The sequence below is a fragment of the Flavobacterium sp. genome (assembly GCF_043779715.1).
Lineage (GTDB): Bacteria > Bacteroidota > Bacteroidia > Flavobacteriales > Flavobacteriaceae > Flavobacterium.
Window position 1 is genome coordinate 1 of record NZ_JAYWDT010000186.1, and the last position, 15,723, is coordinate 15,723.

11 protein-coding genes are annotated in these 15,723 nt (G+C 33.1%); 8 read left to right on the forward strand and 3 right to left on the reverse strand.

The genetic code is table 11. The features are described from left to right. From ACH2BG_RS09010 to ACH2BG_RS09020, 3 genes are all read left to right on the forward strand, one after another. On the forward strand, positions 1-189 hold a 189-nt coding region (locus ACH2BG_RS09010; RefSeq protein WP_395047361.1), incomplete at its 5' end, for an RNase H family protein. A 75-nt stretch (positions 190-264) separates the two neighbouring features. Then, positions 265-1,188 carry a PfkB family carbohydrate kinase gene (locus tag ACH2BG_RS09015; protein ID WP_395047362.1) on the forward strand — a complete coding sequence of 308 codons (924 nt, stop codon included), beginning with the start codon at positions 265-267 and terminating at the stop codon, positions 1,186-1,188. A 67-nt stretch (positions 1,189-1,255) separates the two neighbouring features. Then, complete coding sequence (locus ACH2BG_RS09020) at positions 1,256-3,154, forward strand: amidophosphoribosyltransferase (protein ID WP_395047363.1); 1,899 nt, start codon at positions 1,256-1,258, stop codon at positions 3,152-3,154. A gap of 557 nt (positions 3,155-3,711) precedes the next feature. Here ACH2BG_RS09020 and ACH2BG_RS09025 read toward each other — a convergent pair. Beyond that, the gene (locus ACH2BG_RS09025; protein ID WP_395047364.1) at positions 3,712-4,317 is read right to left on the reverse strand and encodes a superoxide dismutase; all 606 of its coding nucleotides are present in this window, start codon (positions 4,315-4,317) and stop codon (positions 3,712-3,714) included. 308 nt (positions 4,318-4,625) lie between these two features. On the opposite strand from ACH2BG_RS09025, the gene ACH2BG_RS09030 reads away from it, so the two are divergent. From ACH2BG_RS09030 to ACH2BG_RS09045, 4 genes are all read left to right on the forward strand, one after another. After that, positions 4,626-7,784 (forward strand): UvrD-helicase domain-containing protein, encoded by a 3,159-nt coding sequence (locus ACH2BG_RS09030; protein WP_395047365.1) that lies wholly within the window; start codon positions 4,626-4,628, stop codon positions 7,782-7,784. An 81-nt stretch (positions 7,785-7,865) separates the two neighbouring features. Then, the gene (gene kbl, locus ACH2BG_RS09035; RefSeq protein WP_395047366.1) at positions 7,866-9,062 is read left to right on the forward strand and encodes a glycine C-acetyltransferase; all 1,197 of its coding nucleotides are present in this window, start codon (positions 7,866-7,868) and stop codon (positions 9,060-9,062) included. 105 nt (positions 9,063-9,167) lie between these two features. Beyond that, complete coding sequence (locus tag ACH2BG_RS09040) at positions 9,168-10,586, forward strand: OmpA family protein (protein ID WP_395047367.1); 1,419 nt, start codon at positions 9,168-9,170, stop codon at positions 10,584-10,586. Between the two features lie 66 nt (positions 10,587-10,652). Continuing rightward, positions 10,653-13,421 carry a PD-(D/E)XK nuclease family protein gene (locus ACH2BG_RS09045; protein WP_395047368.1) on the forward strand — a complete coding sequence of 923 codons (2,769 nt, stop codon included), beginning with the start codon at positions 10,653-10,655 and terminating at the stop codon, positions 13,419-13,421. Here the strand turns inward: ACH2BG_RS09045 and ACH2BG_RS09050 are convergent. Then, positions 13,418-14,200 (reverse strand): alpha/beta fold hydrolase, encoded by a 783-nt coding sequence (locus ACH2BG_RS09050; protein WP_395047371.1) that lies wholly within the window; start codon positions 14,198-14,200, stop codon positions 13,418-13,420. The two genes, ACH2BG_RS09045 and ACH2BG_RS09050, sit on opposite strands and share 4 nt — an antisense overlap. An 84-nt stretch (positions 14,201-14,284) precedes the next feature. On the opposite strand from ACH2BG_RS09050, the gene ACH2BG_RS09055 reads away from it, so the two are divergent. After that, positions 14,285-14,677 (forward strand): DUF1398 domain-containing protein, encoded by a 393-nt coding sequence (locus ACH2BG_RS09055; RefSeq protein ID WP_395047369.1) that lies wholly within the window; start codon positions 14,285-14,287, stop codon positions 14,675-14,677. A 114-nt stretch (positions 14,678-14,791) separates the two neighbouring features. On the opposite strand, the gene ACH2BG_RS09060 is transcribed toward ACH2BG_RS09055, so the two are convergent. Further along, the gene (locus ACH2BG_RS09060) at positions 14,792-15,577 is read right to left on the reverse strand and encodes a TIGR00266 family protein (protein WP_395047370.1); all 786 of its coding nucleotides are present in this window, start codon (positions 15,575-15,577) and stop codon (positions 14,792-14,794) included. Between the last annotated feature and the right edge of the window lie 146 nt (positions 15,578-15,723).

The window sequence follows — 15,723 nt, forward strand, 5'->3', positions numbered from 1 at the left end:
AAAAATTTCGATTTATGGAAACGATTTCTAGTTATTTACAGAAAACACCAAGTCGATTTTAAATGGATAAAAGGTCATAACAACCACAAACAAAACGAACGATGTGATGAATTAGCCGTTTTTGCATCAAACCAAAAAGCACTTTCTATCGATGCTTTTTATGAAAGAGAAGAGAATAAACTTTTATGAAAACTTTGTAACTTACAACCTTTGCAACTTTGTAACTTATAAACTATCTTTGCCTCTTAATTTGAAATTCAGAAAATGAACAAACTTTTAATCGTAGGAACAGTAGCATTCGACGCTATTGAAACTCCTTTTGGAAAAACAGATAAAATTTTAGGAGGAGCAGCGACATATATTGGACTTTCAGCTTCACATTTTAACTTGCAATCAGCAATAGTTTCAGTTGTAGGAAATGATTTTCCACAAGAATATTTAGATTTATTAACTTCAAGAAACATCGATATTTCAGGACTTGAAGTAGTAAAAGGAGGGAAAACTTTTTTCTGGAGCGGAAAATATCATAATGATTTAAATTCTAGAGATACATTGGCTACCGAACTAAATGTTTTAGCTGATTTTCAACCTAAAGTACCACAAAATTTCAAAAATGCAGATGTTGTTATGCTAGGAAACTTGCATCCAATGGTACAAAGTAGTGTTTTAGATCAAATGGAAGAAAAACCAAAATTGGTAGTTCTTGACACAATGAATTTCTGGATGGATTGCGCACTTGAAGATTTACTAAACGTTATCAAACGTGTCGATGTTATTACTATAAATGACGAAGAAGCGCGCCAATTGTCAGGAGAATATTCTCTTGTAAAAGCTGCAGCAAAGATTCACACAATGGGACCTAAATATGTAGTGATTAAAAAAGGGGAACATGGAGCTTTAATCTTCCATAACAAAGAGGTTTTCTTTGCGCCAGCATTACCACTCGAAGAAGTTTTTGATCCAACAGGAGCAGGAGATACATTTGCGGGAGGATTTGCAGGGTTTATTACGCAAAGCGAAAATGTTTCTTTCGAGAATATGAAAACTGCAATCATTCACGGCTCAAACTTAGCATCATTCTGCGTTGAGAAATTTGGAACCGAAAGAATGTTGAATTTAAACAAAGAAGAGGTTGTCGCGAGATTGAAACAATTCAAATCTCTAACGCAATTTGAAATAACATTATAATAAAAACGCCTCGGAATTTTCGAGGCGTTTTTGATTTGAAAAATAACTACAAAATTACAACAACCCAATGAGTGATGCAATCAAACATGAATGTGGAATAGCTTTCTTAAGATTATTAAAACCGCTTGAGTTTTATAAAGAAAAATACGGGACTGCTTTCTACGGAATACAAAAAATGTATCTCCTGATGGAAAAACAGCACAATCGTGGTCAAGACGGAGCTGGTTTTGCAAGCATCAAACTAGATGTAGAACCTGGCGAAAGATATATAAGTAGAGTGCGTTCTAACGATGCGCAAGCGATACAAGATGTTTTTGCACAAATAAACGCAAGAGTAAACGAAGAAATGATTGCACATCCGGAATATGCAGATAATGTGGCTCTTCAAAAAGAGAATATTCCTTACATAGGCGAATTGTTTTTAGGTCACGTTCGTTACGGAACTTTTGGAAAAAATAGTATTGAAAATGTACATCCATTTTTGCGTCAAAACAATTGGATGCACCGAAATTTACTTTTGGCAGGAAATTTTAATATGACTAATGTTAAAGAACTCTTCAATAGTCTAGTAGAATTAGGTCAACATCCGAAGGAAATGGCAGATACGGTTACTGTGATGGAAAAAATAGGACATTTTCTGGACGAGGAAGTGACTAATCTGTACCAAGATTGTAAAAACGAAGGATTCTCAAAAAGAGAAGCTTCGGCCGTTATAGCTGAAAGACTCGATTTAGTAAAAATTTTAAAAAGAGCTTCTAAAAATCTTGATGGAGGTTATGCAATGGCAGGACTGTTAGGACATGGAGACGGATTTGTATTTCGTGATCCAGCAGGAATTCGCCCAGCGTATTATTACCAAGACGACGAAATTGTAGTGGTTGCATCCGAAAGACCTGTTATACAAACTGTTTTTAATATCGATTTCGAAAAAGTTCAAGAATTGCAACCAGGAAATGCTTTAATAATTAAAAAAAGTGGAAAAATTTCCGAAGAACAAATTATCACACCAACTGTAAAAAAAGCCTGTTCTTTCGAAAGAATTTATTTTTCTCGTGGAAGTGATGCCGAAATTTATCAAGAAAGAAAAAATCTAGGAAAATTAATACTTCCTGCAGTTCTTAATGCAATAGATAATGATACTGACAATACCGTTTTTTCTTATATCCCAAACACAGCTGAAACTTCTTTTTACGGATTGGTAGAAGCTGCACAAGATTTTTTAAATCAACGAAAGAATGATTTTATTCTAAAAAATAAAGATACGCTAACAACTGAATCCCTTCAAGAATTACTTTCGGTAAAAATAAGAACCGAAAAAGTTGCTATAAAAGACGCAAAACTACGAACATTTATCACTGAAGACAGTAGTCGAGATGATTTAGTTGCCCACGTATACGATGTCACTTATGGCGTAATAAAACCAACAGACAATTTAGTAATTATCGATGATAGTATTGTTCGAGGGACAACATTAAAAATGAGTATCATAAAAATGATGGATCGTTTGAAGCCAAAAAGCATTATTGTAGTTTCATCTGCTCCGCAAATTCGTTATCCTGATTGTTATGGTATAGATATGGCTAAATTAGAAGGCTTGGTAGCCTTTAAAGCTGCTTTAGAATTGCTAAAAGAAAGAAACTTATACCACATTGTCGATGAAGTTTATGTCAAATGTAAAGCACAAGAAAATTTAAAAGATGATGCTGTTGTGAATTTTGTAACCGAAATTTATGCGCCATTCAAACCACAAGAGGTTTCAGATAAAATTGCCGAAATGCTTACAGAAGATTCGGTAAAAGCCAAAGTGAAAATTATTTTTCAAACGGTAAAAAATTTACACATTGCTTGTCCTAAAAATCTAGGCGATTGGTATTTTACTGGCGATTATCCAACACCTGGCGGAAACCGAGTAGTAAACCGAGCTTTCATGAATTTCTACGAAGGAAAAGATGCTCGGGCTTACTAAAAGAAGTATAATTACAGTTCAACGAGTATTTATACAATTCACCGACTTTATTTGGCAACAATACAAACTCCACATACTTTTGCCCTACCATTACATAAGTAGGTTAAGTTTATGGTAGATTTGGGGCAAAAAAGGTAGAACTAATAATTCTACCTTTTTTATTGGAATAAAGTCAAGGAAAAAACGAGCAAAATTTTCTCAATTACTACACAACAACTTTAAATGCCTTACAAAATTCTTTTTTAAACCCCTATTATACCCAAAATACAAAGATTTCTAACCAAATTTAGTTAGAAATCAATCTAACAAAATCTAGTTAGAAGGTGTTTTTCATCGGTTTTTATTACAATTCATCGTTTTTATTTGGTAAAAAAAAAGTGTCCCTATACTTTTACCACACCATTACATAAGTAGGTTAAGTTATGGTAGATTTGGGGCAAAAAAGGTGAAACTAATAATTTCACCTTTTTTATTGGGACAAAGTCAAATAAAGAAAAAAGACGAACAAACTCGTAAAAAGTCTATTCGTCTATTCTCTAAAGATTTATTTTAATAAACTATTTTGCTTCCGCAAAACGTCTTGCAACTTCATCCCAATTTATTACATTAAAAAAAGCTTCAATATAATCAGGTCTTCTGTTCTGATAGTTTAAGTAGTAAGCATGTTCCCAAACGTCCATTCCTAAAATTGGAGTTCCTCCACAACCTACACCAGGCATAAGTGTGTTGTCTTGATTTGGAGTTCCGCAAACTTCCAATTTTCCGTCTTTTACACAAAGCCAAGCCCAACCAGAACCAAATTGTGTAGCACCAGCTTTAGCAAAAGCAGTTTTAAAATCGGCAAATGTTCCAAAAGCCGCATCAATCGCAGTAGCTAATTCTCCAGTTGGCAAACCACCACCGTTTGGTGACATTACTGTCCAAAACAAATTGTGATTAAAAAAACCACCGCCATTATTACGAACAGCAGCTTTAGTCAAGTCAAGGTTTTTTAGGATTTCCTCAATGCTTCTTCCTTCAAGATCAGTTCCTGCAATCGCAGCATTCAAATTTGTAGTATAAGCATTATGATGTTTCGAATGGTGAATCTCCATTGTTTTTGCATCAATATGTGGTTCTAATGCATCATATGCATAAGGTAATTGTGGTAATTCGAAAGCCATAATTGTATATTTAAAATGATTAGTATATATTTAAATTCAAAATTAATCATTTAACTTTGGAATTAAAATTTCAAGCTGTTATAATTTCATTAAAAGTGTGAATTATATAATTGTAATTTTTGCAGAAATAGAAATTTGAAGCTATTCCCGCTATTCATTACAATCTTTTTTGCTTGTTCTCGATACTCGCTTTGCAAGCGAACTCGAACTGACGCAAAAAAGGATTTCCACTACTATCGGGGCTAGGGAATTTGCCATAAAAACAACATTCTAATTCGAACGAGATTGCTTCGTTCCTCGCAATGACTATGAAAACACCAGCATTCTCAATATACAACGCATCAGCCGGTTCGGGTAAAACATACACTTTGGTCAAAGAATATCTAAAAATTATTCTAAAAGCCAAACACAACGACGCTTACAAGAATATTCTCGCCATAACCTTTACCAATAAGGCAGTTTTCGAAATGAAAACCAGAATTATAGACAGTCTTTTCGATTTTTCTAAAGACAATCCCACGGAAAAATCAGTTCAATTAATGGACGATTTAGCAAAAGAGATTAATCTGAATTCATTACAAATTAAAACCAAAGCGCAGTCGATAATAAAAAATATCATTCATAATTATGCGGCTTTCGACATTTCGACTATCGATAAGTTTACTCATAAAGTAATTCGTGCCTTTGCTTTCGATTTGGGTTTGCCTATCACTTTTGATGTTTCTTTAGACACCGAAAATCTACTACAAGAAGCCGTAGATGCTATTGTTGCTCAAGCTGGAGAAGACGAAGTGCTAACCAAATTACTCGTCGATTTTACCATGGAAAAAACAGACGATGACAAATCATGGGACGTCTCGAGCGAAATTATGAACACAGGAAGGTTAATTCTTAACGAAAATTATCGCGAAGAAATTTTATCGCTCAAAGACAAAACAATTCCAGAATTTATCGAGCTCAAAGTAAAATTAGAAGAAACCTGTAAATCATTAGAAAACGAAAATATTCATTTAGCAAACGAAGCCGTACTGCTTATTGACAGCCAAGGAATTGATTTAAAATCCTTTTCTAGAGAAACTTTTCCAAATCATTTGGGTTTTATTCAGCGAAGTGAACTAAAACTAACGCATAAAAAGTTTAGAACTGTCGATGATATTGCCATCAATAAAAACGCAAAAGACAAAGACATCATTGAAGGAATTGCCGACGAACTGATTTTTATCTTATATAAAGTTTATAAAAATTACGAAAAGAAAGATTTCTATCAAGCTTTTCTAAAAAACATCACACCGCTTTCACTGCTAAATACAGTGAGTAACGAGTTGGCAAAAATTCAGGAAGATCAAAATATCTTATCTATTTCTGAATTCAATAAACTCATTTTTGAACACATTCAAAATCAACCAGCGCCTTTTATTTACGAACGATTGGGCGAAAAATACAAACATTTTTTTATTGACGAGTTTCAGGATACGTCCGAAATGCAATGGCAAAATCTCATTCCGTTAATTGACAATTCGCTTTCGAGCGAAGATTTACAAGGAATTCAAGGTTCGCTTATGATTGTTGGTGATCCAAAACAATCTATTTACCGTTGGCGTGGCGGAAAAGCGGAACAGTTTATAGATTTGGCCAAAGCGAAAAATCCATTTAGTAATAAAGACAAAGAAGTTTTTAATCTAGAAACCAATTACCGAAGTTTCGATACTGTTATTGAATTTAATAATGATTTTTTTAAGTTTTTATCACAAAAATTTTCCAACGAAGATTACAAAGATTTATATGAAAATTACAGTTATCAACAATCGAATACGAAAAAAGGTGGTTATGTAAATATTTCATTTATCCCAGAAATTGATGCCGAATTCGTTTCGGAAGAAGATGAAGAAAACATCAATAAAAATGACATTTATCTTAAAACTACTTTGCAAACCATCAGAAAAGTAGAAACAGAAGGTTTTTTGTTTAATGAAATTGTATTGCTAACCCGAAACAACAAACATGGCGTTTTATTGGCAAATTACTTGACTGAAAATAATATTCCTGTTATTTCGTCCGAAAGTTTATTGATAAATGCCTCATCCGAAGTGAAGTTTGTTTTGAACATACTTCGGTATTTAAATGATAAAAATGACATCGAATCATTAGCCAATGGTTTGTATTATTTGGATCAAAATATTGACAATAATTTAGAAACACACGATTTTATATTTCAAGGAATTCAACACAAAGAAGAAATTGAGTTAGAAAAATGGTTGGCTAATCTCGGGATACATCTTTCATTTCAAAACAGTAGAAGAAAATCATTGTACGAAATCGCAGAGCTCATTGCAGCAAAATGCATCAATCTTAAAAACAACAACGCATATGTGCAATATTTCTTGGATATTGTTCTAGAACGTGATGTAAAATACCAAATGAGCATTTCGGATTTCTTAGATTATTGGGGCAAAAACGGGCATAAATTAAGTATTCCGTCTGCCGAAGGATCTAATGCGATTCGGATTATGACCATTCACAAATCGAAGGGATTAGAATTTCCTGTGGTTATTTTCCCTTTTGCCGAAGAAAATTATAGTGCGCCCAAAAGAGAAAAAATGTGGATCGATTCTCAGTCTGACGATTTAGATTTTGATAAATTTCTGATAGACAAATCTAATAAGGTCACCGAGTATGGCGAAAATGCAGCTTCGGTTTACAATCAGAAATCACAGGAAGATTTGTTAGATAATATTAATGTTTTATATGTAGCATTAACGCGTGCCGAAGAACAATTGCACATCATTTCGAGCATAAAAGAAAGGAATAAATCTGGAGATTTGCCTAACAATTCTGCTTCTTTATTTATTGCATTTTTAGAAAATTACAAAAATTTCGATTCAAATGTTTTAAATTACGAATTTGGTAATCCAAAAAGAATTTCGAAACAAAAGCCATTGGAAGCCAAACGAAAAAACATCGAAGCTGTAAATTCAATTATCAATCCAAATGCTATAAAAATAGCACAAAGAGAATCATTAATGTGGGGAACACATCAACAAAAAGCCATCGAGTTTGGAAATGTTTTACATGAAATTTTAGCTGGAGTAAAAACCAAAAATGACATTTCACTCGCAATAAAAAAAGCATTAGAAACGGGACTTATTACCGAAAATCAGCAAGAAGAAGTTGAAAAAACAATTATCGAAATTGTTTTACATCCAGAATTGAAAGATTTTTTTGTTGAAAAAGGCAAAGTTTTTAATGAACAATCTATTATTAAAAAAGATTTGAAAACCATCAAGCCAGACAGAGTTACTATTTCTGGACAAAACGCTTACTTGTTGGATTATAAGACTGGAAAGCATCAGCCTAAATACGAAAACCAACTAAAAGAGTATGAATTTGCTTTGATAGAAATGGGATTTAATGTGCAGAAAAAATCACTCATATATATAGGAGAGAATTTAGAAATAGTACATTTGTAAAATCAATGCATTAGCCAAAAGCAAAAAGCCATTAAATTTGATCAAATAACCAAATTATCGAATAACCAAACACACATAATAATGTACGGAAAAATTAAACAACACTTACAAAACGAGTTAAACACAATTGAAGAAAACGGAATTTTCAAGAGAGAAAGAGTCATTACTTCACCACAAGGAGCCGAAATTACTGTTAATGGAGAAACCGTTCTTAATTTTTGTGCCAATAATTATTTAGGATTGTCATCACACCCAGAAGTAGTCCAGGCAGCAAAAGATGCTTTAGATTCTCATGGTTTCGGAATGTCATCGGTTCGTTTTATTTGCGGAACACAGGATATTCACAAAACATTAGAACAAAAAATTGCAAATTTCTACGGAACAGAAGACACAATATTATATGCAGCTGCTTTCGATGCAAACGGAGGTGTTTTCGAACCATTATTAGGAGAAGAAGACTGCATTATTTCAGATAGTTTAAACCACGCATCGATCATAGACGGTGTTCGCTTGTGTAAAGCAGCTCGTTATCGTTACGAAAATTCCAACATGGAAGATTTAGAACAACAATTAATTAAAGCAACTGATGCGGGAACTCGTTTCAAACTAATTGTAACTGACGGAGTTTTCTCTATGGATGGCTTAGTTGCTCCATTAGACAAAATTTGTGATTTGGCCGACAAATATGATGCGATGGTTATGGTCGATGAATGTCATGCGGCAGGATTCATTGGCGCAACTGGAAAAGGAACATTGGAAGCAAAAGGTGTAATGGGTCGTGTAGATATTATTACAGGAACACTAGGAAAAGCTTTAGGCGGAGCAATGGGCGGTTATACAACTGCTAAAAAAGAAATTATCGAAATTTTGCGTCAACGATCACGTCCATATTTATTTTCAAACTCATTAGCGCCAGCAATTGTTGGGGCATCTATTAAGGTTTTTGAGCTATTGGAAAAAGACACTACACTTCGTGACAAACTAGAATGGAACACCAATTACTTTAAGGAAGGTATGCGAAAAGCAGGTCTAGATTTCATAAATGGAGATTCTGCAATCGTTCCAGTGATGCTTTATGATGCAAAATTATCCCAAATTATGGCCGAAAAATTGCTAGAAAAGAGTATTTATGTCATCGGATTCTTTTTTCCAGTCGTCCCCAAAGGCAAAGCAAGGATTAGAGTTCAATTGTCCGCAGCGCATACAAAAGAGCATTTAGATAAGGCTATCAAAGCTTTTACAGAAGTTGGAGAAGAGCTAAATATTATTAAAAAATAATTTTTTTTCACTTTTTATTTAACTTTTTTAACAATTCATTTTGTAATTAATAATTTCCTAGTTACTTTTGTCACAATAACGTAATGTAATCAAATAAAATTAAGTATGAAACATCTTAACAAACTTTTTGTTTCCATGTTGATGATTGCTGGATTAAGTGCTTCTGCACAAGACAGCGACAATCCATGGGCAATATCTTTCGGAGCCAACGCAATAGACACAAGAACTAGCGCTGGTGTGAGAGATTTTAATTTCAAAGATCACTTTTCAGAATTTTTTAACGCAAAAGACAATTGGAATATACTTCCTTCTGTTTCTTACTTAACAGTTTCTAGGAATGTTGGCGGTAATTTTTCTGTAGGAGTTACAGGATCTGTAAATAAAATTACAAAATATGTAAACTGGGTAGGCCCAACTCCAAATAGTGTAGTTGTTGCTAATCCAAATGCAATGTATTACTCAGGAGATTTAGCTATTAAATATAGCTTAATGAGCCTAATAGGATCAAAAGTAATCGATCCTTCTGTAAATGTTGGTGGTGGTTATAGCTGGATGGGTAAAACATCTGGTGGTACTGCAAACATAGGAGCTGGATTAACTTTCTGGTTTACTGAGCAAGTTGGTTTATCATTAGCTTCTACTTACAAAAAAGCATTTGCTGACAGAGAATATGTTAGTGCTACAAACTTTGACCTTCCTTCTGTTTTTGAAAACACAGCTGGTCTTACTTTCAAATTTGGAGGTAAAGATACAGATGGCGATGGAATATATGACAAAGATGACGCTTGTATCGATGTTGCAGGTTTAAAAGAATTTCAAGGTTGCCCTGATACTGATGGAGACGGAATCGCTGATAAAGATGATGCTTGTCCAGAAGTTGCTGGTTCTAAAGAAATGAATGGTTGTCCTGATACTGACGGAGATGGAATCGCTGATAAAGATGATGCTTGTCCAGAAGTTGCTGGTTTAGCTGCTTTAAACGGTTGTCCTGATACTGACGGTGATGGTGTTGCAGATATGAAAGACAAATGTCCTACAGTTGCAGGTCCAAGAGATAACGGTGGTTGTCCATGGCCAGATACTGACGGAGATTCAGTTCTTGACAAAGATGATAAATGTGTAGATGTAAAAGGTACTGTAGCTAACAATGGTTGTCCTGAGGTTTCTGAAGAAGCTATCAAAAAACTAAACGATTATGCTAAAACTATCTTGTTTGACACTAACAAAGCTACTTTCCAACAAAGAACTTTCGTAGTATTACAAGCAATGACTGCAATATTAAAAGAATATCCTTCATCTAACTTCTCTATCGAAGGTCATACTGACGGTGATGGAAAAGATGCTGCAAACCAAACGTTATCTGAAAACAGAGCAGCAGCGGTTAAAGATTATTTAATCTCTCAAGGAATTGATGCTTCTAGATTAACTTCAGCTGGTTTCGGAGAATCTGTGCCAATCGCTTCAAACAAAACTAAAGCTGGTAAAGCTTTAAACAGAAGAGTAGAAGTAAAAGTGGTTAAATAATCACTTCCAAAATAAATTCTTAAAACGCCTCGATTTATCGGGGCGTTTTTTTTATATTTATATTCTATGACAAACAATACTTTTCTAGAAAATTTAGTTATCCAATTTCTTTCAGATGAAATCGAAAATATTTCTGAAATAACCATTATACTACCTAACAAAAGAGCTAAAATATTTCTTCTCGAAGTGTTTAAAAAAAACCTACCCAACTTTACTTTTGCACCAGAGATTACAAGCATAGAAGACTTTATTCAAGAAATTGCAAATATTAGATCCGTAGATTCTATAGAATTACTTTTTGAGTTTTACACAGTTTATTTATCTGTAACGGAAAAGGGAAAACAACAAACATTCGAACAGTTTTCTAACTGGTCAAAAACACTATTACAGGATTTTAACGAGATTGATCGTTATCTTCTTGATCCAAAACATGTGTTTTCATACCTTCAAGATATCGAAGTCATCAAACGTTGGGGAATTGAAGTAGAAGACAAAACTACATTAATTGATAATTACTTAGAATTTTGGAAATTACTCCCTTTGTATTACGAATCATTTTATACACATCTAAAAAATAAAGAAATTGGTCATCAAGGTTTAATTTATAGAGAAGCGGTATCCAATCTTGAAACATTCATCTCTAATTTTAAAAACAAAAAAATTGTTTTCGCGGGTTTTAATGCTTTAAATCAAGCAGAAGAAAAAATTGTACAACAACTTATTAATAAAGGTATTGCATCTATTTATTGGGATATCGACTCAATTTTTTTAAACGATATCTCTCACGATGCGGGATTATTTATGAGACGTTTCAAAAATACTTGGCCTCATTATAAAAACAACCCTTTCGAGTGGATTGCCACTAACTTTTCTGAAGAGAAAAACATTCAAATTATTGGTACTGCAAAATCCATTGGTCAAGCCAAAATTGTTTCAGGAATAATTGATACGTTAATTTCAGAAGAACCAAATGCCTCTTTAGACAAAGTAGCTTTAGTGCTTGGCGATGAAAATATGCTTATACCTATGTTACATTCTCTTCCAGCAAGCGTTGGTAGTTTGAACATCACAATGGGTTATCCTAGTAAAAATAATCCAATCCAATTATTGGTTACAAAGTTGTTTAAAATGCACAATAACGCATTAAACAGAAGTGAATCTAGTTATGTTTTTTATTACAAAGATGTTCTCGATGTGCTTTCTAACCCAATTATAGAATCTTACGTAAACGCTTCGAAGGTAATTTATACCATCAAAAAGAATAATTATACATTCATAACCCATCAAAAAGTTATTTCATTTCAAGAGAATCCCAATCGTCTTTTTGAGTTACTTTTTCAGAAATGGAACCAAAAACCTATTGAAATTTTAGAACTTATTTCCGAAATATTATTGATTATCAAATCTAATTTGGATTCGAGTTTAGAAGAAGATAAAGTTGTAAAAACGTTTTTGTATTCAATATATAAAGTCATTAACAAACTAATTACATATTGTTCTAAAAATGAATATATCGAAAACATAGATACTTTACATAACATTTACAAACAAGTTATTGATCTTGCCGAGGTCTCTTTTGAAGGAGAGCCGTTAGTTGGATTGCAAATTATGGGTGTTCTAGAAAGTCGTGTTCTAGATTTTGAAACGGTGATTATAACTTCGCTAAATGAAGGTAAATTCCCGGCAGGAAAAACCGTCAATTCTTTTATTCCTTATGATGTAAAACGAGAATTAGGCTTACCAACTTACAAAGAAAAAGACGCAATTTATACGTACCATTTTTATCATTTATTGCAACGTGCAAAAAATATTTATTTACTTTATAACACCGAAAGTGACGGTTTAGATGGTGGCGAAAAAAGTCGATTTATCACACAATTGGAAGTCGAAAAACAACCAAATCACAATTTGACTCACGAAATTATTCAGCCAATTGTACCAAATATTGCTTACAAACCAGTAACGGTTTCCAAATCAGAATCCGTAATGACGAGATTGAAAGAAATTGCAACAGGAAAAGGATTTTCACCTTCAGCATTAACTACTTATATTAGAAATCCGATTCAGTTTTATTTTCAAAGAATATTATCTATTAGAGAATCTGAAGAAGTGGAAGAAAATATTGCACTGAATACTTTAGGAACGATTATTCATGAAACATTAGAAGCATTGTACAAACCAGTCATTAATAAATTTTTGACTACTGATGATTTGGATAAAATGTTGACTCTTGCAAACGACGAGGTTCTCAAACAATTTAAAGAAATTTACAAAGAAGGAGAAGTTAAAAAAGGGAAAAACTTGTTGGCTTTTGAAGTAGCAAAACGAAATGTTTTTAATTTTTTGATTGAAGAAAAAAAGCAAATTGCAAATGGTGATGTTGTAAAAGTTTTAGCATTAGAAACTCCTCTGGAAAGACTTTTAGAAGACAATCGTTTGCCTTTTCCTGTAAAAATAGCTGGAAATGTAGATAGAATCGAAATCCGAAACAACAAAATCCGAATCATCGATTACAAAACTGGGAAAGTAGACAAAAACAACGTTCAGCTCAAAGATTGGAACGGGCTCACTTTAGACATAAAAAACGACAAAATCATTCAGTTGCTTTGCTATGCTTTTATGTATGAAAAACAAGTAAATGGATTAGAAATGGAAGCAGGAATTATTTCTTTCAAAAATATGAAAGGCGGGTTTTTACCTTTTGGATTCAAACAAGACAAAGAGGTTTTTACTGTAATTACACCTGAAATTCTAGAGTCTTTTAAAACGGAAATTGTTATTTTAATTAATGAGATTTTGAAATTAGATATTCCATTTGAGGAAAAAATTATCTAATAACCCTTAAAAAAATCTGATAATACTTTTTCTAATTCTTCCCGATTTTCAATATGACTCATGTGACCGTCAGGAAAAGAAACCAGTTGCACGTTTGTTTCTTCTACTTGTTTTATGTTGTCTTCGTAGTTAAGAACACCATCTTTTTTGCCAAGAATAAGCAGTTTCGGATACGAGGTAAGATGCAACAAATGCTCTTTGTTTTTTCTGAGTTTCATACCTTCTTGTGCCGCAATGTAGCCTTGTAAAGGAGTTTTTAAGGCTTCCTTTTTTACTTGATTTATTTCTGTGATGAGACTTTCTCTATTATCGATGCTGAATAAATTTGTGATAGATATTTGTACTAAAGAACCATATTCTTTGTGCGCCATTTTTATAGCACGATTTCTGTTTATTTTTCGTTCATGGTCATCGGCATAAGTAGTCGAGTTTAACAAGACGAATCCTTTTGTGTTTTCTGGATACAATTCGGCGAAAGCCAAAGCCACATAACCACCCATCGAGTGCCCTACGAAAACTGATTTTCTAATTTTCAGATGTTGCAAAACAGCATAAACCATATCGGCTTGATCTTCCATCGTGTGTACATAACCCAAACATTCGGATTTCCCGTGACCTAATAAATCGATAGTAATTACCCTATATTTCTCTGTAAATGATACGATATAAGAATCCCACATCGTGGCGTTTTCTAAAAAACCATGAAGTAAAACTATAGCAGTTCCTTTTCCGGCATCGGAATAAGAGATTTTCGTGTTTTTGTAGTGAATTATTTTCAACATTAAAAAACAAGTTAAAGATTATTGCAAAAATAGATTTTTGAAATTTAAAAAATGTATGTTTGAATAATTAAAAGTTATAATATGTTCACAATTAAACAAATTAAAGATGCTCATGCTAAAGTAAAAAGTGGCGCTGATTTTCCACAATACATACAAGATCTTATCGCACTTGGTGTGATTTCTTTTGAAACATTTGTGTATGATAATCATACTAATTATTATGGAGCTAATAATTTTAAAACATCATCGGAAGGTTTTTTAGAAACACTTACAATTTCGGATCAAATTAATATACAAAAATTTCAGACCGATTTAAAAGCACACCAACAGGGAAAAACCGACTATATGACATTTCTAAATGACTGTGCGAAATCGGGTGTTGAAAAATGGATTGTAGTTATGGATAAAATGACCTGTTCTTATTATAATAAAAACGGAAATGAAATGGTTGTAGAAACAATTCCGTCGGTATAGTTTTTTATACACAGATTTAAGAAATCATATAGATTTTTAAAATTTCTCAAATCTGTGTATAAAAAAACGGCTCACTTTCGCAAACCGTTTATTTATATAATTTATGAAAAGAAATTAATCTAAAAGTCTCCCTAATCCACCTAAAACACTTCCTTCTTCGTTGCTACTTCCTCCAGATCTCGGTGCTGAAGCAATAATTTTGTCTGCCAATCTACTAAACGGTAATGATTGCACATATACAGTTCCTGGACCGCGAAGTGTAGCGTAAAATAGCCCTTCACCACCAAATAAAGAGTTTTTAATGCCTCCAATAAATTCGATATCGTAATCTACGTCTTTTGTGAAACCTACAATACAGCCTGTGTCGACTTTAAGGACATCGCCAACACCTAATTCTTTTTTAGCTAATGTTCCGCCAGAATGTACAAATGCCATTCCGTCTCCTTCTATTTTTTGCATAATAAATCCTTCTCCGCCAAAAAGACCTCGCCCTAGTTTTTTAGAAAATTCTATTCCTATAGACACGCCTTTTGCAGCACAAAGAAAAGAATCTTTCTGGCAAATAAATTTACCGCCAAATTGCGTTAAATCGATAGCTATTATTTTTCCTGGATAAGGAGATGCAAAAGACACTTTACTTTTTGTATTATTTTGATTTATAAAAGCCGTCATAAACAAACTTTCTCCTGTTAGGACTCTTTTGCCTGCATTTAAAAGTTTTCCGAAAAGCCCTGATTGTTGTCCAGAACCATCGCCAAAAATAGTTTCCATTTGTATGTTGTTGTCCATCATCATAAAACTACCTGCTTCGGCAATTACAATTTCTTGTGGGTCAAGTTCTATTTCTACATATTGCATTTCTTCCCCAAATATCTGATAATCTATTTCATGTGCTTGCATTTTCTTTTTGTTTTAAATTTATTGATAAGTCGAATAGAAATTTAAAATGTTACAGCTTTATATGACTGAAAATCATAAGAAATGAAATTCGTTTATGATTTTAGAAAAATATCTATAGAAGAAAAATATTTTTCTTCAGCATCAAG

Bases quoted from the DNA above. Each gene is read 5' to 3' on its own strand.
- ACH2BG_RS09025 (WP_395047364.1), bottom strand. From the start codon at position 4,317: ATGGCTTTCGAATTACCACAATTACCTTATGCATATGATGCATTAGAA.
- ACH2BG_RS09040 (WP_395047367.1), top strand. From the start codon at position 9,168: ATGAAACATCTTAACAAACTTTTTGTTTCCATGTTGATGATTGCTGGA.
- ACH2BG_RS09060 (WP_395047370.1), bottom strand. From the start codon at position 15,577: ATGCAAGCACATGAAATAGATTATCAGATATTTGGGGAAGAAATGCAA.
- ACH2BG_RS09055 (WP_395047369.1), top strand. From the start codon at position 14,285: ATGTTCACAATTAAACAAATTAAAGATGCTCATGCTAAAGTAAAAAGT.
- ACH2BG_RS09030 (WP_395047365.1), top strand. From the start codon at position 4,626: ATGAAAACACCAGCATTCTCAATATACAACGCATCAGCCGGTTCGGGT.
- ACH2BG_RS09045 (WP_395047368.1), top strand. From the start codon at position 10,653: ATGACAAACAATACTTTTCTAGAAAATTTAGTTATCCAATTTCTTTCA.
- ACH2BG_RS09015 (WP_395047362.1), top strand. From the start codon at position 265: ATGAACAAACTTTTAATCGTAGGAACAGTAGCATTCGACGCTATTGAA.
- ACH2BG_RS09020 (WP_395047363.1), top strand. From the start codon at position 1,256: ATGAGTGATGCAATCAAACATGAATGTGGAATAGCTTTCTTAAGATTA.
- kbl (WP_395047366.1), top strand. From the start codon at position 7,866: ATGTACGGAAAAATTAAACAACACTTACAAAACGAGTTAAACACAATT.